17 protein-coding genes and 2 pseudogenes are annotated in these 24,109 nt (G+C 38.4%); 17 read left to right on the plus strand and 2 right to left on the minus strand.

The window, feature by feature from the left end; translation table 11 throughout:
- Positions 1-369 (minus strand): GntR family transcriptional regulator, encoded by a 369-nt coding sequence (locus AB3329_RS02245; protein WP_368394117.1) that lies wholly within the window; start codon positions 367-369, stop codon positions 1-3.
- 388 nt (positions 370-757) lie between these two features.
- On the opposite strand from AB3329_RS02245, the gene AB3329_RS02250 reads away from it, so the two are divergent.
- The 4 genes from AB3329_RS02250 to lepB all read left to right on the plus strand — a co-directional run bounded on the left by AB3329_RS02250 (position 758) and on the right by lepB (position 7,201).
- On the plus strand, positions 758-3,862 hold the full coding sequence (locus AB3329_RS02250; protein ID WP_368394118.1) for a DNA polymerase III subunit alpha: 3,105 nt from the start codon (positions 758-760) through the stop codon (positions 3,860-3,862).
- Between the two features lie 80 nt (positions 3,863-3,942).
- Entirely contained in the window at positions 3,943-4,956 is a 1,014-nt protein-coding gene (gene pfkA / locus AB3329_RS02255) for a 6-phosphofructokinase (protein WP_368394119.1), read from the plus strand.
- Between the two features lie 73 nt (positions 4,957-5,029).
- Complete coding sequence (pyk, locus tag AB3329_RS02260) at positions 5,030-6,532, plus strand: pyruvate kinase (RefSeq protein WP_368394120.1); 1,503 nt, start codon at positions 5,030-5,032, stop codon at positions 6,530-6,532.
- A gap of 108 nt (positions 6,533-6,640) precedes the next feature.
- Entirely contained in the window at positions 6,641-7,201 is a 561-nt protein-coding gene (gene lepB / locus AB3329_RS02265; protein ID WP_368394121.1) for a signal peptidase I, read from the plus strand.
- A gap of 148 nt (positions 7,202-7,349) precedes the next feature.
- On the opposite strand, the pseudogene AB3329_RS02270 reads toward lepB, so the two are convergent.
- Positions 7,350-7,941: pseudogene (locus AB3329_RS02270) on the minus strand (TetR/AcrR family transcriptional regulator).
- Positions 7,942-8,201: 260 nt separating this feature from the next.
- Between AB3329_RS02270 and AB3329_RS02275 the strand changes: the two are divergent.
- The 13 genes and pseudogenes from AB3329_RS02275 (at position 8,202) to AB3329_RS02335 (ending at position 24,103) form a co-directional block, all read left to right on the plus strand.
- Positions 8,202-8,870, plus strand: a complete 669-nt coding sequence (locus AB3329_RS02275; protein WP_368394122.1) for an HAD family hydrolase — start codon at positions 8,202-8,204, stop codon at positions 8,868-8,870.
- Positions 8,871-8,909: 39 nt separating this feature from the next.
- Positions 8,910-9,053 (plus strand): phosphoglycerate mutase family protein, encoded by a 144-nt coding sequence (locus AB3329_RS02280; protein ID WP_368394123.1) that lies wholly within the window; start codon positions 8,910-8,912, stop codon positions 9,051-9,053.
- Positions 9,053-9,538: a phosphoglycerate mutase family protein gene (locus tag AB3329_RS02285; RefSeq protein ID WP_368394124.1), complete on the plus strand. Its 486-nt coding sequence runs from the start codon at positions 9,053-9,055 to the stop codon at positions 9,536-9,538. Before AB3329_RS02280 ends, AB3329_RS02285 begins: the two co-directional genes overlap by 1 nt.
- A 112-nt stretch (positions 9,539-9,650) precedes the next feature.
- Entirely contained in the window at positions 9,651-10,373 is a 723-nt protein-coding gene (locus AB3329_RS02290; RefSeq protein ID WP_368394125.1) for an AfsA-related hotdog domain-containing protein, read from the plus strand.
- Between the two features lie 63 nt (positions 10,374-10,436).
- Entirely contained in the window at positions 10,437-11,138 is a 702-nt protein-coding gene (locus AB3329_RS02295) for an ABC transporter ATP-binding protein (RefSeq protein ID WP_368394126.1), read from the plus strand.
- 11 nt (positions 11,139-11,149) lie between these two features.
- Positions 11,150-13,779, plus strand: a pseudogene (locus AB3329_RS02300) (FtsX-like permease family protein).
- 56 nt (positions 13,780-13,835) lie between these two features.
- Positions 13,836-14,903 carry an SDR family oxidoreductase gene (locus AB3329_RS02305; protein ID WP_368394127.1) on the plus strand — a complete coding sequence of 356 codons (1,068 nt, stop codon included), beginning with the start codon at positions 13,836-13,838 and terminating at the stop codon, positions 14,901-14,903.
- Between the two features lie 276 nt (positions 14,904-15,179).
- Complete coding sequence (glmS, locus tag AB3329_RS02310; RefSeq protein WP_368394128.1) at positions 15,180-16,994, plus strand: glutamine--fructose-6-phosphate transaminase (isomerizing); 1,815 nt, start codon at positions 15,180-15,182, stop codon at positions 16,992-16,994.
- Between the two features lie 526 nt (positions 16,995-17,520).
- Positions 17,521-19,293, plus strand: coding sequence for a PTS mannitol transporter subunit IIBC (locus AB3329_RS02315; protein ID WP_368394129.1), 1,773 nt, complete (start codon positions 17,521-17,523; stop codon positions 19,291-19,293).
- Positions 19,294-19,316: 23 nt separating this feature from the next.
- The gene (locus AB3329_RS02320) at positions 19,317-21,272 is read left to right on the plus strand and encodes a BglG family transcription antiterminator (protein ID WP_368394130.1); all 1,956 of its coding nucleotides are present in this window, start codon (positions 19,317-19,319) and stop codon (positions 21,270-21,272) included.
- A gap of 1 nt (position 21,273) precedes the next feature.
- Positions 21,274-21,711, plus strand: coding sequence for a PTS mannitol transporter subunit IIA (locus tag AB3329_RS02325; RefSeq protein WP_368394131.1), 438 nt, complete (start codon positions 21,274-21,276; stop codon positions 21,709-21,711).
- A 430-nt stretch (positions 21,712-22,141) separates the two neighbouring features.
- Positions 22,142-23,290 carry a mannitol-1-phosphate 5-dehydrogenase gene (locus AB3329_RS02330; protein WP_368394132.1) on the plus strand — a complete coding sequence of 383 codons (1,149 nt, stop codon included), beginning with the start codon at positions 22,142-22,144 and terminating at the stop codon, positions 23,288-23,290.
- 171 nt (positions 23,291-23,461) lie between these two features.
- On the plus strand, positions 23,462-24,103 hold the full coding sequence (locus AB3329_RS02335; RefSeq protein WP_368394133.1) for an amino acid ABC transporter permease: 642 nt from the start codon (positions 23,462-23,464) through the stop codon (positions 24,101-24,103).
- Positions 24,104-24,109 lie beyond the last annotated feature (6 nt).

The following is a 24,109-nucleotide window of genomic DNA, read 5'->3' on the forward strand; positions in this document are numbered from 1 at the left end:
CTAATTATTCTCCTTCATAAAAGATTCTAAAACTGAAATGATGTCATCATTTTGAAAGCCGATTTTTCTCATATTTGCAACAAATGAATGGATTTCAGACTGAGCGGCTTCATGTCGTTTTGCAGCAATCAGGTCTTTGTCTTTTGTGACAAAACGGCCTGACGTTCGCTGAGAATAGACCATCCCTTCGCGTTCTAATTCTGTGAAAGCTCTCTGCATAGTATTAGGATTGACACCAGCAGTTTCTGCAAGTTCTCTCACAGTAGGGAGCCGTTCTCCGCTCACCATTTCTTGGCTGATAATCTGCATTTTGATATAGTGTGCAATTTGGGAATAAATAGGTGATTTCTCATCAAATTTCCAAGACATTAAAAACTCCTTTCCTTAAAATACAAAGAAAGTCCAGAAAGAAAGTAGCTGAAAATCAAAAACTAGAAAGTCTAAGCAGGAAACGAGCCAGTTGATGCACCATTTTCGATTATTCCTCTGTCAGCCAGTCTGAAGAGGCTCCTTGTCTCTCATTTCTACTTGTTTTTGTTCATTTTGGGCCTTTGTACTATATCGATAATACAAAAATATAGCCGAAAAGTCAAGAAAAATAGAAATAAGGTTAACAGCTGGCCCCAATTGATAGCTGTTTGACAATAAGCATAGGCTGTTTAAAGAGATTTTTCTATAATTGGGGAAAGAAAAGTTCAGCAGGGAAATTTTTTTAATAGTATAATAGAAGCTAGGAAGAACGCAGAAGGAGAGAATCATGTTTGCACAATTAGACACCAAAACAGTCTATTCTTTTATGGATAGTTTGATAGATTTAAGCAGGTATGTCCAGCAAGCAAAATCATTGGGTTATCAAAGTATCGGCATCATGGATAAGGACAGCCTTTATGCTGGATTTCATTTTATTAAGGAGGCCCAAAAAGCTGGTATTCAGCCTGTTTTAGGCCTAGAAGTCGAACTTTCAGTCAATGGAGAAAGCTGCCTGTTTTATTTCATCGCTAAAAATACGCAAGGCTACAAAAATCTTCTGAAACTCTCCACTTTGCAAATGTCCAGCCAGCTGACCTACGAAAATCTGGCTGAATATCTTTCCGGTGTAGCCTTGGTGGTTCCCTATTTTGAAGGAATTGACAGGCTGGATTTAGCTTTTGATTACTATATCGGAGTTTATCAGAACTCACCGCAGAGAGATTACAGTCAGCCTCTGATCCCTCTTCAGACTGTCCGCTATTTTGATGATGAAGAGATTGAGATTATTCAGATGCTGCATGCTATTCGTGATAACAAACCCTTACGAGAAACTGAGGCTGGGTTTGCCAATCAAGCTTTGCTATCGTGTGAAGCAATGACGCAGCGTTTTGAAGAAATTTTCCCTCAGGCTCTGTCCAATTTAGAGGAACTTGTTTCCGGAATTTCTTATCAGTTTGATACCGATTTAAAATTGCCTCGCTTTAACAGGGAAAGAGAAGCAGCAGAAGAGTTAGCTGAACTGACAGAGTCAGGCTTGAGAACCAAAAACTTATGGTCTCCTGTTTACCAAGAGCGTTTGCAAAAAGAGCTGACTGTCATTCACAAAATGGGGTTTGATGACTATTTTTTAATTGTCTGGGATCTTTTGCGTTTCGGCCGAAGCCGCGGTTACTATATGGGAATGGGCCGCGGTTCAGCTGCGGGAAGCTTGGTATCTTTTGCTCTGGATATTACCGGTATTGATCCTGTGCAAAACAATCTGCTTTTTGAGCGTTTCCTGAACGAAGAGCGTTACAGCATGCCCGATATTGATATTGATTTACCTGATATCTACCGCAGCGATTTCCTTCATTATGTCAGAAATCGCTATGGCTCACTGCATTCCGCACAAATTGTGACTTTTTCCACTTTCGGTGCCAAGCAGGCAGTCCGTGATGTTTTTAAACGTTTTGGCCTGACTGAATATGAATTAACGGATATAACCAAAAAAATCAGATTTAGAGATAGTCTGAGCAGTGTTTATGAGACTAACTTGGCTTTCAGACAGATTATTAACAGCAGGGCGGAGTACCAGAAGGCCTATCGCATAGCCAAGCGTATTGAAGGCCAGCCACGTCAGACTTCTATTCATGCGGCAGGAATTGTCATGAGCGATGATGATTTGACCGAACATATTCCTCTTAAGACCGGAGAGGATATGATGATTACACAGTACGATGCCGGTGCAGTTGAGGCGAACGGTCTTTTGAAGATGGATTTTTTGGGCCTGCGCAATCTGACTTTTGTTCAAAAAATGCAGGAAAAACTGGCTGAAACACAGGGAACAGCAATCGATATTAAAGCCATTGACTTAGAAGATAAGCAAACTTTGGCGCTTTTTGCAGCCGGTAAGACTAAAGGAATTTTTCAATTTGAACAAAGCGGAGCCATTAATCTCCTAAAAAGGATTAAGCCGCAGAAGTTTGAAGATATAGTGGCAACGACCAGTTTGAATCGGCCGGGGGCCAGTGACTATACGGAAAATTATATTAGACGGCGCTTTGGCCGAGAGAGTGTCGATTTATTTGATGAGACCTTGGCTCCAATCTTAGAACCAACTTACGGTATCATGCTTTATCAGGAACAGGTTATGCAGATTGCTCAGGTCTATGCCGGATTTACATTAGGCAAGGCTGATTTGCTCCGCCGGGCAATGTCGAAGAAAAATCAGGCAGAAATGCAGGATATGGAAGCAGATTTTCTTGCAGGCGCCCAAAGGCTGGGGCATCCTTTGGAAACAGCTCAAAATCTTTTTGCCCGTATGGCTAAATTTGCTGGTTATGGCTTTAATCGCAGCCATGCTTTTGCTTATTCGGCTTTGGCTTTCCAGCTGGCTTTCTTTAAAGCGCATTATCCTGCTGTTTTTTATGATATTATGCTCAATTATTCAAGCAGTGATTATATCGTTGATGCTTTAGAGTCCGGTTTTGAAGTGGGAAAAATAGGGATTAACTCTATTCCTTATACAGATAAAATTGTTCAAGATCGTATTTTTTTGGGCATGCGGCACTTAAAAGGTTTTCCTCAGGAACTGGCCTACTGGATTATTGACAAAAGACCATTTCAAAGTGTCGAAGATTTTTTAACACAGCTCCCGCCTAATTTTCAAAAGCGCGACTATATCATACCTTTGATCCGTATTGGGGCTTTTGATGCTTTTGAGCCTAATCGAAAAAAAATTGAAGATAACCTGGATCATCTGTTTACTTTCGTTAATGAACTGGGCAGTTTGTTTGCTGACAGTGCTTATAATTGGCTGGAAACAGAGGATTATTCGGGTCTGGAAAAATATCAGATGGAACAGGAACTCTTAGGGATTGGCATCAGTCCGCATCCGCTTTTTGAAATTGCTAAGCAGTCGGGCAGGACTTTTCAAACTATAAATGATTTGCAGGAAAATACGGAAGCTACCATACTCATTCAGATTCAAAAGATACGTGTGATCCGGACCAAGTCTAAAGGCCAGCAAATGGCGTTTTTGAAAGTTACTGATGCTAAGAAAACACTGGATGTTACTGTGTTTCCGGAGAGCTATCAGCAATTTAAATCATTCTTGCAGGAAGGCCGGTTTTACTATTTGCTGGGAAAAGTGCAAAAGCGTGAGGGGCAGCTGCAAATGATTTTAAATGGAGCAGAAGAGGCCAGTTCAGAACGTTTTTGGATTTTGTTGCAGGATCACCGCTATGACAGAGAAATATCTGCTGTTCTGTCTGAGTTCAAAGGAGAGATTCCTGTTGTCCTTCATTACAGGGACAGCAAGGAGACCATTCAGAGTCAAACCTATTATGTCCAGAAAAATCAAACATTAGCAAAAAGATTAGAACAATATGTCCTGAAAACGGTTTTTCGATAAAAAAATACGAAAAGGGAGCAATTTGGTAAGGATTATGCTATAATAAGAACGTTAAAAAGTAAAAAAGGAGTCTTAGCAAAATGAAACGTATTGCTGTCTTGACCAGTGGCGGTGACGCTCCTGGGATGAATGCTGCTGTTCGTGCAGTCGTTCGTAAAGCAATTAATGAAGGGATGGAAGTCTTTGGTATTAACCGCGGCTATGCCGGTATGGTTGCCGGAGATATTTTTCCATTGGATGCACAAGCTGTTTCGAATACCTTGTCGCATGGCGGCACCTTTCTGCAGTCTGCCCGCTATCCTGAGTTTGCAACTCTTGAAGGACAGCTGGCAGGGATTGAACAGCTGAAAAAGAGAAATATAGAAGGTGTTGTTGTCATCGGCGGTGACGGTTCCTATCATGGCGCTATGCGCCTGACTGAGCACGGTTTCCCGGCTATCGGTATTCCTGGTACAATCGACAATGATATTGCCGGAACTGATTATACAATCGGTTTTGATACAGCTGTCCATACTGCTACCGAAGCTCTTGATAAAATTCGCGATACTTCATTTAGCCACGGGCGGACATTTGTTATTGAAGTGATGGGGCGTAATGCCGGTGATATCGCTCTTTGGTCCGGAATCGCGGCGGGTGCCGATCAGATTATCATTCCTGAAGAAGAATACGATATTAATGATGTTGTTGCTAAAGTCAAGGAAGGCTATGAGAAGAAAGGCAAGCATCGCCATATTATTGTTCTTGCTGAAGGTGTTATGCATGCCGAAAAGTTTGTTTCGCTTATGAAGGAAGCTGGCGACACAAGTGATTTGCGTGCCACAAACCTTGGGCACATTCTGCGGGGCGGTGCACCATCTCCGCGTGACCGGGTCATTGCCTCTTGGATGGGAGCCCATGCAGTTGAGCTGCTTCTTGAAGGCCGCGGCGGACTGGCTGTCGGTATTCACAATGAAACCTTGGTTGAGAGCCCAATTCTTGGCAGTGCTGAAGAAGGTGCCCTCTTTAGTCTGACTGAAGAAGGCAATATCATTGTTAACAATCCGCATAAAGCACGTCTTGACTTTGCTGCTTTAAATCGTGATTTGGCACATTAAGATTAAGTATAACAATCTAAAATTATTGATGTTTTATGAATGAATAAAGAATAAAGGGAGTTTCGTATTTAATATGAATAAACGCGTAAAAATTGTTGCAACACTCGGTCCTGCGGTTGAAATTCGCGGCGGTAAGAAATTCGGTGAAGATGGTTACTGGGCTGAAAAGCTGGATGTTGAAAAATCAGCGGCTAAAATTGCTGAGCTCATTACTGAAGGTGCTAATGTCTTTCGTTTCAATTTCTCACACGGGGACCATTCAGAGCAGGGAGAACGCATGGCAACTGTTCGTCTGGCAGAGGAAATGGCACGCCAAAAGGTAGCTTTTCTGCTGGATACTAAAGGTCCTGAAATGCGTACGGAATTGTTTGCAGAGGATGCTAAGGAATATTCTTATATGACAGGTGAACGAATTCGTGTTGCGACAAAACAAGGCATTGAATCAACGCGCGATATTATTGCTTTAAATGTTGCCGGTGCCTTAGATATTTACGACGATGTTGCTGTTGGTCAGACTATCCTTATTGATGATGGGAAGCTGGGACTGAGAGTTATCGAAAAAGATATTGCTAAACGGGAATTTATCGTTGAAGTTGAAAATGACGGTATTATTGCTAAGCAAAAAGGCGTTAATATCCCTAATACAAAAATCCCTTTCCCTGCACTGGCAGAACGCGACAATGCTGATATTCGTTTCGGGCTCAGCCAAGGACTTAATTTCATTGCTATTTCATTTGTCCGGACAGCTAAAGATGTAGAAGAGGTTCGTGCTATCTGTAAAGAAACAGGCAATGACCACGTTCAGCTTTTTGCTAAAATTGAGAACCAGCAAGGGATTGACAATATTGATGAAATCATTGAGGCTGCAGACGGTATCATGATCGCACGCGGAGATATGGGAATCGAGGTTCCGTTTGAAATGGTTCCTGTTTACCAAAAGATGATTATCACTAAAGTTAATGCTGCCGGCAAATCGGTTATTACAGCAACGAATATGCTGGAAACAATGACTGATAAACCGCGGGCAACCCGTTCAGAAGTATCGGACGTCTTTAATGCTGTTATTGACGGAACAGATGCGACCATGCTGTCCGGGGAATCGGCTAATGGGAAGTATCCGGTCGAATCAGTGCGGACTATGGCAACGATTGATAAAAATGCTCAGACGCTGCTCAATGAATACGGCCGTTTGAATTCAGATGAATTTGAACGGACTTCAAAAACAGAAGTTGTTGCGTCTGCGGTCAAAGATGCTACCCGCTCTATGGATATTAAGCTGGTTGTTACCATCACTGAATCCGGCAATACAGCACGTCTTATTTCTAAATACCGTCCTGATGCTGATATTTTGGCTGTGACTTTTGATGAAAAAACACAAAAATCATTGATGATTAATTGGGGAGTTATTCCTGTTGTGACTAAGAAACCTGCTTCAACAGATGACATGTTTGATGTAGCTGAAAAAGCGGCTTTGAAATCTGGTCTTGTAGAATCGGGCGATAATATTGTGATTGTAGCCGGTGTACCGGTTGGTTCAGGCGGAACAAATACAATGCGTATTCGTACAGTTAAATAAACACGTTTTCTTATTTGAGAGATGTTCGCTTTTAATATAAGCGGCTTCTCTTTTTTTATAAGCTGGAAAATGATATAATGTTAATCAGAAAGATAGCTTGGAGTCATTATGGTAAAAAGAGATTTTATTCGTAACTTGATTATTGCTTTAATCATTATTTTAGCAGCTCTCCTTTTACGAATTTTTGTGTTTTCAACTGTTCGCATCGCAGAAAGTTCTGCTAATTCTTATTTACATCAAGGGGATTTGGTCACCATCAATAAAAATGTTACCCCTCAGTATAAAGACTTTGTTCTCTATACAGTTGACGGAAACGATTATGTCGGCCGGATTGTAGCTGAAGCCGGTGACAGTGTGACTTATATGGATGATATTTTTTATTTAAATAATGCTGTCGCAGCGCAAAATTATATTGAAGAAGAAAAGACCGCCTATCTGGAAGCTGCTCCGGCCGGATCGCTTTTCACTGAAGATTTTACTTTAGCAACGATTGCTAAAGATGACCAAAAGACCGTGCTTGCCAATAAGGAATATTTAATTTTAAATGATAACCGGCGCAATACTAAGGACAGCAGAGAATTTGGCATTATCAAATCCTCTCAGATAAAGGGTGTTATCAGATTCAGGGTACTTCCCTTAAATCAGTTTGGTTTTATTGATGTAGAGTAGCGAAAGCTGCTTTTTTTATTGTTTTTAATGCAGGAACAGGTCAACACTGATAAAATAAACAAAGCTGAGACAAAAGTGCCTCAGCTTTGTTTATTGGAATTGAAAACTAATATTCAAGAAAAATCAGCCAGAAGTTGGTAGCTGTCATCTATTTTGATTTTCCTGAAGTTAAAAAAGTACTATCTATTAAGCTTTTGGGACTAGTAGTCATCAGAAATTTAAATTTCTTTGAAAAAACTTCTGGGGGGGTCTGGAAAATCTTCAGACAGCCATTCGGCTATAATAGAGAAAATATAAAACATTAGTGCTTTAATCATATTTTTTTGAGGTAAAGGGCTATGGTTAATTATATTGCTATCTTGCTCTTCTAAAAGAGGAAGGTAAATATCTTGAAGGAACTGAACCCAATTATGATCTAGTGAGGTATGAAACAGTACTTTTCCCCAACTTCGATAATAATAGACTTTAGGAATTAATTCATCTGCAATAATGTCATAAATAGAAGCTATCTTTTTAGAATTTACAGCATGCTCCAGTGTTTCGTAAACTTCTTGAGTAATGGAATGATGAATATCGTTAAAAATATCTTCTACATTATTGTAATGCTTTTGATAAATAGCCTGTCTGGATATCCCTGCTTCCTCAGCTATTTCAGACATTGTCACTTCTTTTTTATCAGGATTTTTAGATGCAATTCTAAGAAGTGCATTGATAATATTTTCACGGTTTCCTAAAACCATAGAAGTCTCCCCTTTCTAGCACATATTGTATAAAAAAATTGACACAATGTAAATGAATTTTAAGTTACCAATGTGTAACAGATATGAAAATACTCTCTTTTATATTGTGATTATTTGACAATGCATCAATATTTTATGGCATCTAAACCCTTATCTACCAAAGTTATTTTTAATATAATGTCTATTATACTGATTGAGATTAGTATATATAATATTATTAATCTCATAGCAGTAAATATTATTAAATAAAAGGAGAAAAAATGAATAATTTAAAATTGATAGCTTGTGATATAGACGGTGTTTTACTGGAAGATACTTTTAGCCCGGTTCTATATAAGCTGGCACAAAAATATGGTGTTCCTTATACTGCAGAATTGGAAAATAATACTTTTTCTCAAAAACGCAGCGAAGCAGCTGATTTTATCAAAAAATATCTGAACCTGCCTGAAGATATAACGATTGAGAGTCTTTTAAAAGAATATTTCTCAGAAAGAAGTAATTTTTTAAAAAGCAGCAAAGATTCTACGCTTTCAGGAGTTCCTGAATTTTTAAAAATGTTGCAGTCGCTAAATATAACTTTGGTATGTTACGGCGGTTTAAAAAAAGAGATGATTGATCCGAAATTTCAGCCTTATTTAAAGTATTTTGATCGTTATGTGTGTACGAACGATTTCCGCCCAGGATTAAAAGAGATAGTTACAGAATATGGAGTAGATTTCTCGCAAGCTCTTTTTATTGACGATGTTAATAGAGTTGCTGAGGAAGCTAAAAAATATGGAACACCTTTTATTGGAATACCAGCAAATCATTCATGGGGATTCCAAGAATCAGAAATGAAAAAAACAGGCGTTAAGTATATTGTCCATTCTGTTAAAGAAATTACAAAAGATTTTTTGAAAATGGTAGACTCAGATGATTCAATATGGTAAAAAGCACTTTTACAATAGAAAGTTCAGTTAATTAAAAATATGGTACGTTTTTATTTAATACGACATGGCGAAACAACTGCAAATGTTGATAAAAAAATTCAAGGACATTCAGATCTCTCACTGACTTCTAAAGGGATTCTAGAAATTAAAAATGTAGCTTCGATGTTAAAGAAAAAAAAGTAGTGTTTGATTCTATTTATTCTAGTAACCAAAGAAGAGCAATCGAAACAAATGATATCATCTCAACAATTTTAGAACAGAAGAATACTAATTTTAAAATTGATAAGAGGCTAAGGGAGTGGGATTTTGGTTCGTTTGATGGGCAAAATATGAAAGATGCTTTTAAGAAGCTCAGTTTCAAAAATAAATTTAACTATATTTTTGGAAAATTAACCTTAGAACAAGTTGCTAACTACATATATCAAAACGATTCCTCTAATAGTGTTGAAGACTGGAAAAAATTACAAAAGAGGATTTGGTCAGCTTTTATCTCTATTATTAGGGAAACAACCATTACTAAAGATCAGAATGTTTTGATAATCAGCCATGGGCTTACTATACTTACTTTAATTTATTTAATTAATGAAGAAAAAAAATATTTTCAAACTTTGCCGAATGGATTTATGACTATAATTGATTATGATGGTACCATTTTTAAAATAAAATAGATTGTTTGATAAATGGAGTATTTATTAAAATGTAAGAAAGGGGAATGTTAATGAGTTTGATACTACAAAAAATTTTAGAAACTATTTTACAATTTGTAAGAAAGCAAAAAAATTGGATAATTTGCAATCTAAAATAATTATTCTGAATAACCGCAAAGATATTGAAATTGTCTTATTAATCTTGAAGGACAATGTATCGGTATACTTTCCCGATTTCCAAGACGATAACGATACTGATATTATAGACTGGTTAGATGGTAAAAAGTTTATTGATATAGAAGATGATTTAAGTAAAACGAATATTTTAGAATCTTACGATAAAATTTTAGCACTTAGCGAAAAAATAGGTATTCCCCTTGAATTTAAAGAAAAAGTTTTAAGTACTAATACAGCAGTAGGAAAAGAATTAGTTCATAAAAAGAAATCAGAAAATGTTATGGTTTCAGAAAGTGCAAGGATTAGAGATACCAATGTATTTTATTTGCAAGGTTTTTTCCGAACCAGTGAAATTACACTGGATCATGAAGCAGGTGATCATGTTGAATCGGTAATATTGACAGAAATTTGTAGACAGGCTTGTTTATCAACTTCTGAAGAAGCTTTAAGTGGAGAAGAACATCTTATTCCGACAGAAGATGTAAAAATATATAAAAGGTTTGTAACTTCTGATAGTCCTCTTGTTATCCAAGTTATTGCTGAAAAAACTAAAAAAAGAAAAGGATATTGTGTTTTTGCGCTATATCAAGATGGTAAATGCTGTATGAAAGGATATATGCTTGGCCGAATCTTTAAAAATAAAAGCAGTTTTGAAGAGATGAGAGCATACAATAAATAGAAAAATAGAGATATTTTTAAAACAAAATGGAATATATAGTAAATTGTTTTAAGGAGAGTAGTAATGCCATATATAGAGATGAAACATTCCTTTAAATATTATCAGACTGGTGATATAAGAATTGTTGCCAATAACGATATTAATTTTAAAATTAATAAAGGTGAACTTGTTATTATTTTAGGTGCTTCGGGTGCAGGTAAGTCTACTGTCTTAAATATTTTAGGTGGTATGGACAGCAATGATGAAGGCGAAGTTATTATTGACGGTGTCAATATCGCTAGTTATAACAGTAAACAATTGACAGATTATCGTAGAAATAATGTTGGCTTTGTTTTCCAATTTTATAATTTAGTTCCTAATTTAACAGCTAAAGAAAATGTCGAACTAGCTTCTGAGATTGTATCAGATGCAAAAAATGCTGAAGAAACGTTAAGAGAAGTGGGGTTAGGAGAACGTTTAAATAATTTTCCCGCCCAATTATCGGGTGGGGAGCAGCAACGTGTTTCGATTGCACGTGCTATTGCTAAGAATCCCAAAATTTTACTATGTGATGAACCTACAGGGGCCCTTGACTACCAAACGGGAAAGCATATTCTAAAAATTTTACAGGATATGTCTCGGTACCAAAATGCTACTGTCATTATCGTGACACATAACTCTGCTCTCGCACCAATTGCAGACAGAGTGATACACATGCATGATGCTAAAGTGAGTTCAATTGAATTAAATGATGCTCCTCAAGATATCAGTAGTTTAGAGTATTGAGAGGTGGGGCAATGAAAAAAAAAGTATTTTGGAAAGATATAAGGAAATCGTTTTCTTCCTCGAAAGGTCGTTTTTTATCTATAATGTTACTAATGATGTTGGGGGCATTTGCTTTAACTGGCTTAAAAGTAACAACACCTGATATGGAAAAAACGGCTAGTCAGTACCTTAAGAAGTCCAATACAATGGATATATCTGTTATTTCGGAATATGGATTTAGTGTAAATGATAGAAAAGAAATAGATAGTATCAAAGATGTTGAAGCAGAATACGGCTATATGAGTGATGTGACTATTGAAGGTACAAATGATGCAGTAAGAATCTTTTCGAATAGTAAGGGTATCTCGATCTATCATCTGGTTTCCGGAAATTTACCTTCACAATCAAATGAAATAGCTATTTCTTCTACACTTGAGAACCGTTATGGAATCGGTGATACAATTCAGTTTACTCAAAATGATAATGGCGTTTTAAAAAATTCTAGATATAAAATTGTCGGTTTTGTTGAATCGTCAGAAATTTGGTCAAGTACCGACATGGGTTCATCTACCGCTGGAGATGGTACTCTGTCTGCTTATGCAGTTGTGACTGAAGCTGCTTTTGATAGTGACTTTTATACAATTGCACGTTTGAAATATGATAATCTTAATAATCTTAATCCGTATTCTGAAGATTATGCAGAAAGACTGTCAAAAAATCAAGAGAAAATTGACAAGATTTTATCAGATAATGGAGATAAACGATTAGAGGAGCTAAGATCCGAGTTAAAAAAAGATCTGGAATTTGGCCAAAGTCAGCTTGATGCTGTTAAAAATCAGTTTGAACAGAAGTCTGTAACTTTATCACTGTTAGAAGGAGAGCAATTAGTTCAAGCAAAAATAGAAGCAAAAAACGTTCAAAAGAAAATTAACGAAGGGGAAAAAGAATTAGCCGACTTACAAAACAAGATAGATAGTTTGAATACTCCAACATACAATACCTATACACGTTCTACTTTTCCAGGAGGGGAGGGGTACTATACTTACGATTCTATTAGAGGGAATATTAGCAAAATTGGCAATTTATTTCCAATTGTTCTCTATTTAGTAGCAGCTCTTGTTACTTTTACTACAATGACCCGTTTTGTGAATGAAGAGCGCAATAATTCTGGAATTTTAAAAGCCCTAGGTTATTCCAATACAGATGTAGTTAAAAAATTTGTTATTTACGGTTTAATATCCAGCCTAATTGGGACAGTTATCGGAATATTTGCCGGTCATTATCTTTTGCCACGAGTAGTAACACGCTTGGTAGCGACAACTATGACAGTTGGTGCCCCAAAACTTTATTTTTATTGGTTTTATACTATGCTATCTGTTTTACTTGCAATCATAAGTGCAGTTCTTCCAGCCCTTTGGATTGCCCGCAGAGAATTAAGTGAAAAAGCGGCTCAATTACTTTTACCTAAACCCCCAGTTAAAGGAGACAAGATACTGCTGGAACGTTTCCGTTTTATTTGGACAAAGATGAGCTTTACTCAAAAGGTAACAGCAAGAAATATTTTTCGATATAAACTGCGAATGCTAATGACAATCTTTGGTGTTACTGGTTCTGTTACCCTTTTATTTGCTGGTTTAGGAATTCAGTCCTCTTTGAGCAGAGTTGTTGATAGACAATTTCATCAAATTGCTGCTTATGATATGATGGTTTTAAAAAATAATAGCGCTACTTCAAAAGAGTTAAGTGAAGTAACAGATTTTCTTGATACCAATTCTAAATATCAAAGTGTTTATTATAAAACGGTGAATGAAAAGATTACTGGACAGACAGAAAAAAAACCTATATCAATTCTCTCTTCTGATAAAAATGATTTTAAAACTTTTATCAATTTGATAAGCACGGAATCAGATAAAGAAGTGTTACTTTCTGATCAAGGTGCAGTTATCTCTGAAAAATTAGCTGAATACTATAATGTTAAAGTTGGAGATAGTTTTACTTTTAAGGATACCGATAATTTAAATCACATAATAAAGGTTAATGATATTGTTGAAATGAAAGTAGGACATTATATATTTATGAATGATGTCTATTATAAAAAAATTTTGGAAATGAAGAAACAAATAATGCTTACCTTGTTAATTTAAAAAATAATACAAATGGGAATATTTCAGAACAAGCTTCAAAGCTTTTATCAATGGATGGAGTTTCAACTGTTTCTCAAAATTTATCAGCAATTAAAACTCTTAACACAGCTGTTGAGGCGCTTAATGCTTCAATGACAATTTTAGTTGTAGTATCGATTTTACTTGGAGTGGTTATTTTGTACAATCTTACTAATATTAACGTAGCTGAGAGAATCAGAGAACTATCAACTATAAAAGTCCTTGGCTTTCATAATAGAGAAGTGACACTATATATTTACAGAGAGACGATTATTTTATCACTTTTAGGAATTGTCTTAGGCCTTATTGGTGGACATTATCTACATAATATTATTATAGATATGATGAGTAAAGATGAAATGTATCCTAAAGATGTTAACTGGTTAGTGTATGTTATTCCGGTTATAACAATTATTGTTGTCCTTACACTTTTGGGGTTACTAGTGAATCATCGGCTTAAAATAGTAGATATGCTTGAAGCATTAAAATCAGTTGATTAAAAGTAATGTTGTTTACTGTAGTTATAGTTAAAAAGTATCATAAAGGGGAGAAGTGAATGTCTCAAATAAATGTAAAGCAAGATGACAGATACGGTAGAACTATTTCACATGCTTTTGTTACAGGTGCTACCGGTCTGTTAGGGAATAACCTCGTCAAAGCTTTAATCAAAAAGAATATAAAAGTCACAGCTTTAGTGCGTTCTTTGGAAAAAGCTAAGAAACAATTTGGTAGCTTACCCGTAACTTGTATAGAAGGGGATATCTTAAGACCAGAAAATTTTCGAGCTTCTCTTACGGAGTGTGACGCCCTTTTCCATACAGCTGCATTTTTCCGAGAAAGTCATAAAGGTGGCAATCATTGGTCGGAACTTTATGAAACCAATGTTGCAGGGACAAAAAAGTTACTTCAAGTAGCTTATGAAGAAGGTATTCGTAAAGTTGTGCATACATCATCTATTGCGGTGCTTCAAGCTGAACGTGATCAAATGGCAGATGAAACGATGTCACGGGGTCAGGATACCAAAATTGATTATTACCGAAGCAAAATTTTGAGTGAAGAGTCTGTTAAACAATTTCTTATTGACCATCCTGATATGTTTGTCTGCTTTATTTTGCCAGGCTTTATGTTTGGACCAGGAGATATAGGTCCTACATCTGCCGGTCAGCTTATTTTTAATTATGTGCAGCATAAATTACCAGGTATCACTAAATCCAGCTACAGTATAGTAGATGCTAGAGATGTTGCTGAAATTCACATTTCGGCTATGCAGTTTGGACGTCAGGGAGAACGCTACCTTGCGGCAGGTCACTATATTACAATGGAAGATCTGGTTAAGCTTCTTGAGGAGGTTACGGGTATCTCTCGACCTAGAAAACATGTTCCTATGTTCCTTGTTAGGGTACTGGCGCAGTGGAATGAATTATACCACAGTCTGACTAAGAAGCCTATTCTCATTAGTAATGAAACAGTTAAGATTATATCCGAAGAATATCGTCGGACAAATTTTAGCAAGGAAAAGACTCAAAAGGAACTGGGCGGGCAGTTCAGACCAATAAAAGAAACCTTAGCTGATGTTGTGAATTGGTATCAAAACAATGGCTACTTAGATTTATCAGACCATTGAGCATTGATTTTGTTTATGCTTTTAAACATTGCAGCAGCAATTATGTATTGATATAAAATGATAGATGCTTTGGATTTAAAAATGTATTTGTATTCTATACTGACTATGAGACTAAATTTGACTATACCAATTTTCTTGTTGACAAGGAAATAATAAAATTATATACTGTTTTTGTTGAGTTTTTTGGTGTTTTTTTAAAACTATACCAATTCTCAAATCAAACTTAAGAAAGAAGAAGCAGAAATAAAAAAAGTGTTTCTGCTAAAGGTAAAAACTATGTGTGGTATTGTTGGTGTTGTCGGGAATGCAAATGCAACTGACATCCTGATTCAAGGACTTGAAAAGTTGGAATATCGGGGCTATGATTCAGCCGGCGTTTTTGTGACAGATGGTGAAAAAGGGCAGCTGGTTAAAGCAGTTGGCCGAATTGCAGATTTAGCAGAAAAAGTCGGTGATACAGTGACAGGAACTGCAGGAATCGGGCATACTCGCTGGGCTACTCATGGTAAACCAAGTGAAGATAATGCTCACCCTCACACTTCTCAAACAGGCCGTTTTATTCTAGTGCATAATGGTGTTATTGAAAACTATCTTCAAATGAAAGAAACGTATCTGGCAGGCCATCAGCTCAAAGGGCAAACAGATACCGAAATTGCTGTTCATTTAATTGGAAAATTTGTTGAAGAGGATGGTTTGTCGGTTCTGGAAGCCTTTAAAAAAGCGCTGCACATTATCGAAGGATCTTATGCTTTTGCCTTGATTGATGCTGAAAATCCCGATACTATTTATGTTGCCAAAAATAAATCACCTTTGCTGATTGGTCTTGGACAAGGTTACAATATGGTCTGCTCGGATGCTATGGCCATGATTCGTGAAACAAGTCAGTATATGGAAATTCATGATCAAGAACTGGTACTTGTAACCAAAGATAATGTTGAAGTCCAAGATTATGACGGTCATGTTCTTGAACGTGATACCTACACTGCTGAGTTGGATCTTTCTGATATAGGTAAAGGGACCTACCCTTTCTACATGCTTAAGGAAATTGACGAGCAGCCTACAGTAATGCGAAAACTCATCAATACTTACGCAGATGAAAATGGGAATATGACTGTTGACTCTAACATTGTTAAAGCTGTTCAGGAATCAGACCGTATTTATATTTTAGCGGCTGGGACATCTTATAATGCTGGTTTTGCTGCAAAATCAATGCTGGAAACACTGACAGATACACCGGTTGAATTGGGAGTAGCTTCGGAATGGGGCTACAATATGCCGCTTTTAAGTAAGAGGCCATTATTTATCCTTTTAACTCAGTCTGGTGAAACTGCAGACAGCCGTCAGGTCTTGGTTAAGGCTAATGAGATGGGGATTCCTAGTTTGACTATCACCAATGTTCCCGGCTCTACATTATCGCGTGAGGCTACTTATACGATGCTGCTGCATGCCGGTCCTGAAATTGCGGTGGCTTCTACCAAAGCCTATACTGCACAAGTTGCTACTCTGGCCTTTTTGGCAAAAGCTGTTGGTGAAGCTAATGGTAAGCAGGAAGCTCTGGATTTTGATTTGGTTCATGAACTGTCCATTGTTGCTCAGGCGATTGAAGCGACGTTGTCAGAGAAAGATTTTATTGCTGAAAAAGTTCAGCATTTACTCAGTACAACCCGCAATGCTTTCTATATTGGACGCGGAATTGATTATTATGTAACAATGGAAGCCTCTCTTAAATTAAAAGAAATTTCATACATTCAATGTGAAGGATTTGCTGCCGGTGAATTAAAGCATGGAACGATTTCCCTAATAGAGGAAGGAACGCCGGTTATTGCATTGATTTCAACAAGTGAAAAAATTGCGGCTCATACACGTGGCAACATTGCTGAAGTGGTTTCCCGCGGGGCCAATGCGCTTGTCATTGTTGAAGAAGACCTAGCCCGTGAAGGAGACGATATTATTGTTAATAAAGTCCATCCTTATTTAACAACGATTGCAATGGTCATTCCTACCCAGCTGATTGCTTACTATGCTTCTCTGCAGCGTGGGCTTGATGTGGATAAACCGCGTAATCTGGCTAAAGCCGTTACCGTTGAATAAACCGGCTTTGTCTTTATAAATTGATAAAACCTTTCAGAATTCTGGAAGGTTTTTTTAGATACAAGCCTATCCTGGCTCACAGCAAAAATGACGGTAAGTCCGAAATCTATGATTTCGCAGACGCTCCTCTGCCAGGACGACTAGAAGAGTGCAGTCGTTTGTCAAAACGACAAAGTCTTCAGACGTCTACGGCTGACGGTAAGTCCGAAATCTATGATTTGGCAGACGCTCCTCTGCCAGGACGACTAGAAGAGTGAAGCGAAAAGTTTGATTATTCAAATTGTTTTTGACCTCTTCCACAGAGCGCAGCAGACTAAAGGTATTTAGCTGCTTTTTTTGCCAATCTTTTCTCATCTGTAACTGCAAGTTGAAGTGATTTTCAGCAGTGCTTTGAAACAGAGTAGGTATTTGAGAAACTTTTGCATCAAACTTTATCAATCTGACACAAAAATTGTGCCAAAATTTGAGTGTTTTGACAGGCCGGATTGCCTTATAATGAAGATAAGAAAGAAGGAGGAACTTTGACATGGAAAACAAAAGTTCATTAAAAGTCAGAGTGCAAAAACTAGGAACGGCTCTTTCCAATATGGTCATGCCTAATATTGGAGCCTTCATCGCCTGGGGAATTTTAACCACTCTGTTTATTGATACCGGCTGGCTGCCGAATCCAACCCTCAATGTGATGGTCAGTCCGATTCTAACTTATTTACTGCCAGTCTTAATCGGTTATACCGGTGGTTATAATGTTTACGGCCAGCGCGGTGGTGTGGTTGGAGCGATTGCGACTTTTGGAGCAGTGGTCGGGGCAGGGCCAGATGTTCCAATGTTTATTGGTGCAATGATTATGGGTCCGCTTGGGGCTTGGTGTATCAAAAAATTTGACCAGGTCTTTCAGGATAAGGTAAAAGCAGGGTTTGAAATGTTGGTTAATAATTTCTCTGCTGGTATTATTGGCTTTATTCTGATTATTTTGGCTTTCTTAGCTGTTGGTCCTATTGTTTCCAACCTGACAGACGCAATTGGTGTCGGAGTACAGGCAATTGTTGAAGCGAGATTGCTGCCGCTGGCTAATATTTTGATTGAACCTGCTAAGATTCTCTTCCTGAATAATGCTCTTAACCACGGTATTTTCACACCTCTTGGGGCTGAGCAGGTGGCTGCGGCCGGCAAGTCCATTCTCTTCTTGCTTGAAACCAATCCTGGTCCCGGTCTTGGGGTCTTGCTTGCTTTTGCTATTTTTGGCAAGGGATCAGCTAAATCTTCTTCTTGGGGAGCCATGATCATTCATTTCTTAGGTGGTATCCATGAAATTTATTTCCCTTATGTCATGATGAAACCGCTCCTTTTCTTAGCGGTTATCGCAGGCGGTGTATCTGGCACCTTTACTTTCCAGCTGCTTGGAGCAGGACTGTCGGGCGCCGCTTCACCCGGTTCAATTATTGCTATCTTAGCGATGACCCCTCGAGGAGGCTATCTGCCTGTTCTGGCTGGTGTCTTTGTGGCTACAGCAGTTTCCTTCCTTGTTGCGGCTCCTATCCTGAAAACAGATAAGTCTGATGGAGATTCGTTGGCAGAAGCTCAGGCGGCTACTCAGGCAGCTAAAGCAGAATCTAAAGGGCAGAGTGAAGCAGCGCCAGCGATAACAGGAGATATTTCAGCTGATTCAGTGCAGCAAATTATTTTTGCCTGTGACGCTGGTATGGGAAGTTCGGCTATGGGTGCCTCCATCCTTCGTGATAAGGTGAAGAAGGCAGGTCTTGATTTGCCGGTTTCCAACAAGGCTATCTCTAATCTGACTGATACGCCTAATACTTTAATTGTCACTCAAGAGGAGTTGGCGGACCGGGCTGCTCAGAAAACACCTAGCGCAGTTCATGTAGCTGTAGATAACTTTTTAGCTACTCCTAAGTATGATGATATTGTGTCAATGCTTGCCGGAACGGCTTCTCAAACAGCTGCACCTTCATCTGGACCAACTGATGGCAAGTCTGATGATAGTGAAATTGACTTGAACTATATTGATGAAGTTGTTTTTGCCTACGATCAAGCACGGGGTTCAGCAACTATGGGGCAGTCCACTCTTGAGGCTATCTTTAAAAATAATGGCATTGCTGTACCTGTTTCTAAGGCAGCAAACAGCAGCTTAGGGAAGTTCAATGCTGAAAATATTTTGCTTGTGACAACAATTGCTAATCAGGCACAGGTTCAGCAGGAAGCTCCTAAAGCTCAAATTTTGGTGGTTGACAGCCTGGTGACCACGCCTGAATATGATAAAATGGTTGCCCGCATGCATAAATAACAGTAAAAGTATATAATAAGTATATGCTACTAACCAAACGTGAAGAACAATTGTTGAAAGCTTTCCAGGATTTTGGAAAGCTTTCAATCAATAATATTTCAGATATTTTAAAAGTTTCCAGACGGACAGTTTACCGAACTCTGGCTGATTTAACCGAGAGCCTTAATCAGATGGATATTGGCATTATCAAGGAAGGTAACCACTATTTATTAACCGGTGAATTGGAAAATTTAGGAGAATTTACCAGTCAGGCTGTTTTCTCGCGCAATGAGCGCTTAAATTTAATTGCCTTTAAGCTGCTGACAGCAGAGGCTGAAGTAACAAATGAGGAGCTGCAGGAAACTTTTGCAGTGAGCAATGTGACCATTATTCAGGATATTTCGGATATTGAAAAACGGTTCTCAGACTTTGAGCTGCAGCTGATACGCAGAAAAGGTTATTCTATTGATGTAAGCAGTACTTCTCTGCGCCGAGTGTTAGCTGTGCTGATGACCAACAATATTCCTGTCTCTGATTTTTGGCAGTATGACTATGGTTCTTTCAAAACGGACAATGAGGACTACCTGAAAAGAGCGACGCTTATCTTTCAGGCCCATCAGTCGACATTGCCTGATATTGATGCAAAAATGAGTCAGTTTTTTATTATTTTGCTGGCTTTGACAGGCTATGGAGCGGTACCTGATAGTGTATCACCTGTCATCAGCAAGGTTTCGCTTGATTTTGCTAAGTCGGTTTATGCAGATTTATCGGAAACAAATGGTCTTTTTTACCCGATACAGGAGATTCTCTATTATGCAGCTGTTTTAGATGAATTGGTGATTAAAAGACAGGAGACACCGCTCTTTCATGAAAATTTTGACAGTGAATTTTTCTATAATGTTTCCAATCTTATTGATAAAGTGGCTTTGTATACCAAAATCAATTTTGCTAAGGACCGAACCTTGTTTAAATTCTTATTTAATCATATTCGGCTGAGTTTAGCTATACCGATTATTTTTGAAGATTCAGCGAATGCGACTATCAGGCATTCTGCTCTTAACCGCAGTGAATACTTACATCGCGTAGTTACACTGCTGGTAAGAGAGATCTTCCCTGTTTATTTGCAAAGTGAAACCGAATATGAGCTGATTACACTGCATTTTGCTTCCAGCCTCAGAAGAAGCCCGGATATTTATCCGATTACGATTTTACTGTTAAGCGATGAACGCCCTTTAACCTGTGAGCTTTTAATTACTCGTCTCAAAACGATTGCCCCTTTTGTTGAGACTGTCAAAGTGAAAGCAGTGTCTGATTTTACGGAGCAAGACAGAAAAAACTATGACAGTATTTTATCGACTCAGCTGATATCTTTGCAGGATGTGAAGATGATTTCGGTTTATCCTGATGGGAAAGAACTCTTGCAGCTTCAGGAATATCTGCAGGATGTACAAGCTAAGCGCGATATTAAAATACCTCAGGATATCGACCTTAAACCAAGTTATAATTTCCAGAACTATTTAACTGCCAGTCAGGCTTTGCTATCTGAATTTTCCTATAAGCAGATAGAAAACAGTCCTCGGTTTTCGGAAACAGTCAGAATGATTGTCAGAGAAATAGCACATGTCACGGACAAAGATTATTTGGCAAGAAAACTCCTAAAGCACTTTGAAATCAGTCCATTAGCCATTCCCGAAACACACTTGGCTTTGCTGCACACCTATTCCAGCAAAATTGAACGCTCCTGTTTCATGGTTTTTGAACTGCAACATCCCGTTAGGGCCCTGTCTATGAACCATCAGGAAGAAGAGATTTCTCGGATACTGGTGATGTTAACCCGTCTGCATGAAAGTGCAGAGGTACGAGATTTAATGACAGCAATCAGTCAGTCCATTATTGAGAATCATCTCTATACTGAAATTTATAAAACCGGCAATAAGGATATTATTTACCAGCTGCTCAATCAAATTTTTACCGAAAAAATAAAGAAATTGGAGAACTAAGATGGAATTTCAAAAAAGTTTAATCAAACTGAACCAAGACTTTTCAAACAAAGAAGAAGCGATTCGTTTTTGCGGTCAGCTTCTCTATAAAGAAGGCTATGTGGAAGAAGAGTATATTGATGCTATGGTGGAACGGGATCGTGATTTATCGGTTTATATGGGAAATTTTATTGCAATCCCTCATGGAACTGATGCAGCTAAGGAAAGAGTTTTAAAGTCTGGAATTACTGTTATTCAGGTTCCTGATGGCGTTAATTTTGGTGATGCGAGAAATCCGCAAATAGCTACCGTTTTATTTGGTATTGCTGGCATAGGCGATGAGCATCTGCAAATGATTCAAAAAATTTCTATCTTTTGTGCCGATGTGGATAATGTGGTTAAATTAGCCGATGCTAAAACTGAAGAAGACATTATCCGTTTATTAGAAAATGTCGAATAAAGGCGCGCAGACGAAATCGGAGATTTCTGGCTTACCGTCAGCCGTAAATGTCTGAAGGCTTTGTCGTCTTAACAGCCGACCGCACCCTTCTAGTCGTCTTGGCAGAGGTGCGTCTGCGAAATCAGAGATTTCGGACTTACCGCCATTTTCCTTTTTTCGTTCTTAACGGGTTTTGTATCTTGGTGAATTGAACACGCCCTAAGAGCTGTGCAAAAAAGATAGCCCTCCCTTGAGTCTTTGGTGACTCATCGGTCAGGCTCCTATTTTTGCTTTGCTCTTTTAACGGGCTTTGTATCTTGTGAATTGAACACGCCCTAAACGCTGCGGGAAAAAGATGTCCTGACTTAAAATCTGGCGATTCGTCAGTCAGTCCCCTATTTTCCTTTTGCGTTCTTAACGGGCTTTGTATCTTGTTGTGAGGAGGATATTTATGAAGAAAGCAGTGCATTTTGGTGCGGGCAATATTGGCCGCGGTTTTATAGGTGAAATTTTGGCAGAAAATCAGTTTGCTATTGATTTCGTTGATGTAAACGAAGCGATTATCACCGCTTTGAAAGAGAGGCAGTCATACGACATTGAAATTGCTGAGGAAGGTCAGCGCCATATTACAATTCAGCATGTTAACGGAATTAATAATGGTCAGCATCCTGAAGCAGTTGTTGAGGCTGTGCGAACAGCTGACTTGATTACTACTGCAATAGGTCCTAATATCCTGCCGCTTATTGCCGAGTTGATTGCTAAAGGAATTGAAGCACGTTGTGCAGACAATAATAAGCAAGCTATTGATGTTTTGGCTTGCGAAAATATGATTGGCGGTTCACAATTTCTATACGAAGAAGTGAAAAAATACCTGTCGCAAGAAGCTTTGACTTATGCTCAGCAGTATGTCGGTTTCCCTAATGCTGCAGTTGACCGAATTGTTCCGGCTCAGTCCCATGATGATCCGCTTTTTGTGGTTGTTGAGCCCTTTAAAGAGTGGGTTGTTGAAACCAGCCGCATGAAAAACCCTGATTTAAAATTAAAAGGGGTGCATTATGAAGAAGACCTGGAGCCCTTTATTGAACGCAAGCTCTTTTCTGTCAACTCCGGTCATGCTACCTCAGCTTACACAGGAGCTTTTTATGGAGCAAAGACCATTCTTGAGGCTTTGCAAAATGACAAGGTTAAAACTAATGTGGAGGCAGTTCTGGCAGAAATCCGCAGTCTTTTAATCGCTAAATGGGGCTTTGATGAGGCCGCTTTGGCTGACTATCATAAGGTCATCCTATCTCGCTTTGAAAATCCGTTTATTGTTGATGAGGTGACTCGAGTGGCTAGGACTCCTATTCGTAAGCTTGGTTTTGATGAGCGCTTTATTCGGCCTATCCGTGAGCTGAAAGAACGTCAGCTACCTTATGACAACCTATTGCGGACGGTCAGTTTTGTCTTTAAGTACAATGACCCTGATGATGAACAGAGCAGACAGCTTCAGGAAAGTTTAGCACAAAAATCGACTGAGCAGGTTGTTGCAGAGGTTACTGGGCTTCAAGACAGCGCTTTAATCGCAGAGATTGTAAGCAGTATTAAAAAGAATGCTTAATTTATTAATATAGAGAGGGGTTCTCCTGTAGGTATTTGATTTTGCCTCTCTCTTTTTTTATGCAGTTTGACCGTCAGCCGTCCAGCTTTTTATAAATAATTTGGAAACTATCTCCAAAATCTTCTGAAAATTTGGTATAATAGTTAGGTGATTATGCTGACAGGAGAGACCATGGCTTATTTATTAGAAATTTTACCTAATTTATTAAACGGCGCTTTGATTACCTTACAGGTATTTATCACTGTTTTAGTTTTATCAATCCCGATAGGAGCAGTTCTGGCTTTTTTAATGCAGGTATCTTTTAAGCCTCTGAATTGGCTGCTGACCTTGTATATTTGGGTGATGCGAGGCACACCCTTGCTTTTGCAGCTGATTTTTTTCTATTATGTTCTGCCCAGTGTCGGAGTGACAATCGAGCGTATGCCCGCCGCAATCCTAGCCTTTACACTTAACTATGCTGCTTATTTTGCAGAGATTTTTCGGGGAGGTATTGCTGCAGTTCCACGCGGCCAGTATGAAGCTGCTAAAGTGCTGAAGTTTACTCAGCTTCAGACGATACGCTATATCATTTTGCCGCAGGTCATCAAGATTGTTCTGCCAAGTGTGTTTAACGAAATAATTAATCTGGTTAAGGATTCCTCTTTAGTTTATGTGCTTGGAGTAGGAGATTTGCTTTTAGCCAGCAAGACAGCTGCCAATCGGGATGCCTCCTTAATCCCAATGTTTGTGGCTGGCGCTATCTACCTTCTCCTTATTGGTATTGTAACGATTATCTCACATCGTGTTGAGAAGAAGTACAGCTATTATAAGTAAGGAGAT

Source organism: Streptococcus huangxiaojuni, assembly GCF_040930515.1.
Taxonomy (GTDB): domain Bacteria; phylum Bacillota; class Bacilli; order Lactobacillales; family Streptococcaceae; genus Streptococcus; species Streptococcus huangxiaojuni.

Excerpts from the sequence above, each read along its gene's own strand:
- AB3329_RS02245 (WP_368394117.1), bottom strand. The coding sequence starts at position 369 with ATGTCTTGGAAATTTGATGAGAAATCACCTATTTATTCCCAAATTGCA.
- AB3329_RS02250 (WP_368394118.1), top strand. The coding sequence starts at position 758 with ATGTTTGCACAATTAGACACCAAAACAGTCTATTCTTTTATGGATAGT.
- pfkA (WP_368394119.1), top strand. The coding sequence starts at position 3,943 with ATGAAACGTATTGCTGTCTTGACCAGTGGCGGTGACGCTCCTGGGATG.
- pyk (WP_368394120.1), top strand. The coding sequence starts at position 5,030 with ATGAATAAACGCGTAAAAATTGTTGCAACACTCGGTCCTGCGGTTGAA.
- lepB (WP_368394121.1), top strand. The coding sequence starts at position 6,641 with ATGGTAAAAAGAGATTTTATTCGTAACTTGATTATTGCTTTAATCATT.
- AB3329_RS02275 (WP_368394122.1), top strand. The coding sequence starts at position 8,202 with ATGAATAATTTAAAATTGATAGCTTGTGATATAGACGGTGTTTTACTG.
- AB3329_RS02280 (WP_368394123.1), top strand. The coding sequence starts at position 8,910 with ATGGTACGTTTTTATTTAATACGACATGGCGAAACAACTGCAAATGTT.
- AB3329_RS02295 (WP_368394126.1), top strand. The coding sequence starts at position 10,437 with ATGCCATATATAGAGATGAAACATTCCTTTAAATATTATCAGACTGGT.
- AB3329_RS02305 (WP_368394127.1), top strand. The coding sequence starts at position 13,836 with ATGTCTCAAATAAATGTAAAGCAAGATGACAGATACGGTAGAACTATT.
- glmS (WP_368394128.1), top strand. The coding sequence starts at position 15,180 with ATGTGTGGTATTGTTGGTGTTGTCGGGAATGCAAATGCAACTGACATC.
- AB3329_RS02315 (WP_368394129.1), top strand. The coding sequence starts at position 17,521 with ATGGAAAACAAAAGTTCATTAAAAGTCAGAGTGCAAAAACTAGGAACG.
- AB3329_RS02320 (WP_368394130.1), top strand. The coding sequence starts at position 19,317 with ATGCTACTAACCAAACGTGAAGAACAATTGTTGAAAGCTTTCCAGGAT.
- AB3329_RS02325 (WP_368394131.1), top strand. The coding sequence starts at position 21,274 with ATGGAATTTCAAAAAAGTTTAATCAAACTGAACCAAGACTTTTCAAAC.
- AB3329_RS02330 (WP_368394132.1), top strand. The coding sequence starts at position 22,142 with ATGAAGAAAGCAGTGCATTTTGGTGCGGGCAATATTGGCCGCGGTTTT.
- AB3329_RS02335 (WP_368394133.1), top strand. The coding sequence starts at position 23,462 with ATGGCTTATTTATTAGAAATTTTACCTAATTTATTAAACGGCGCTTTG.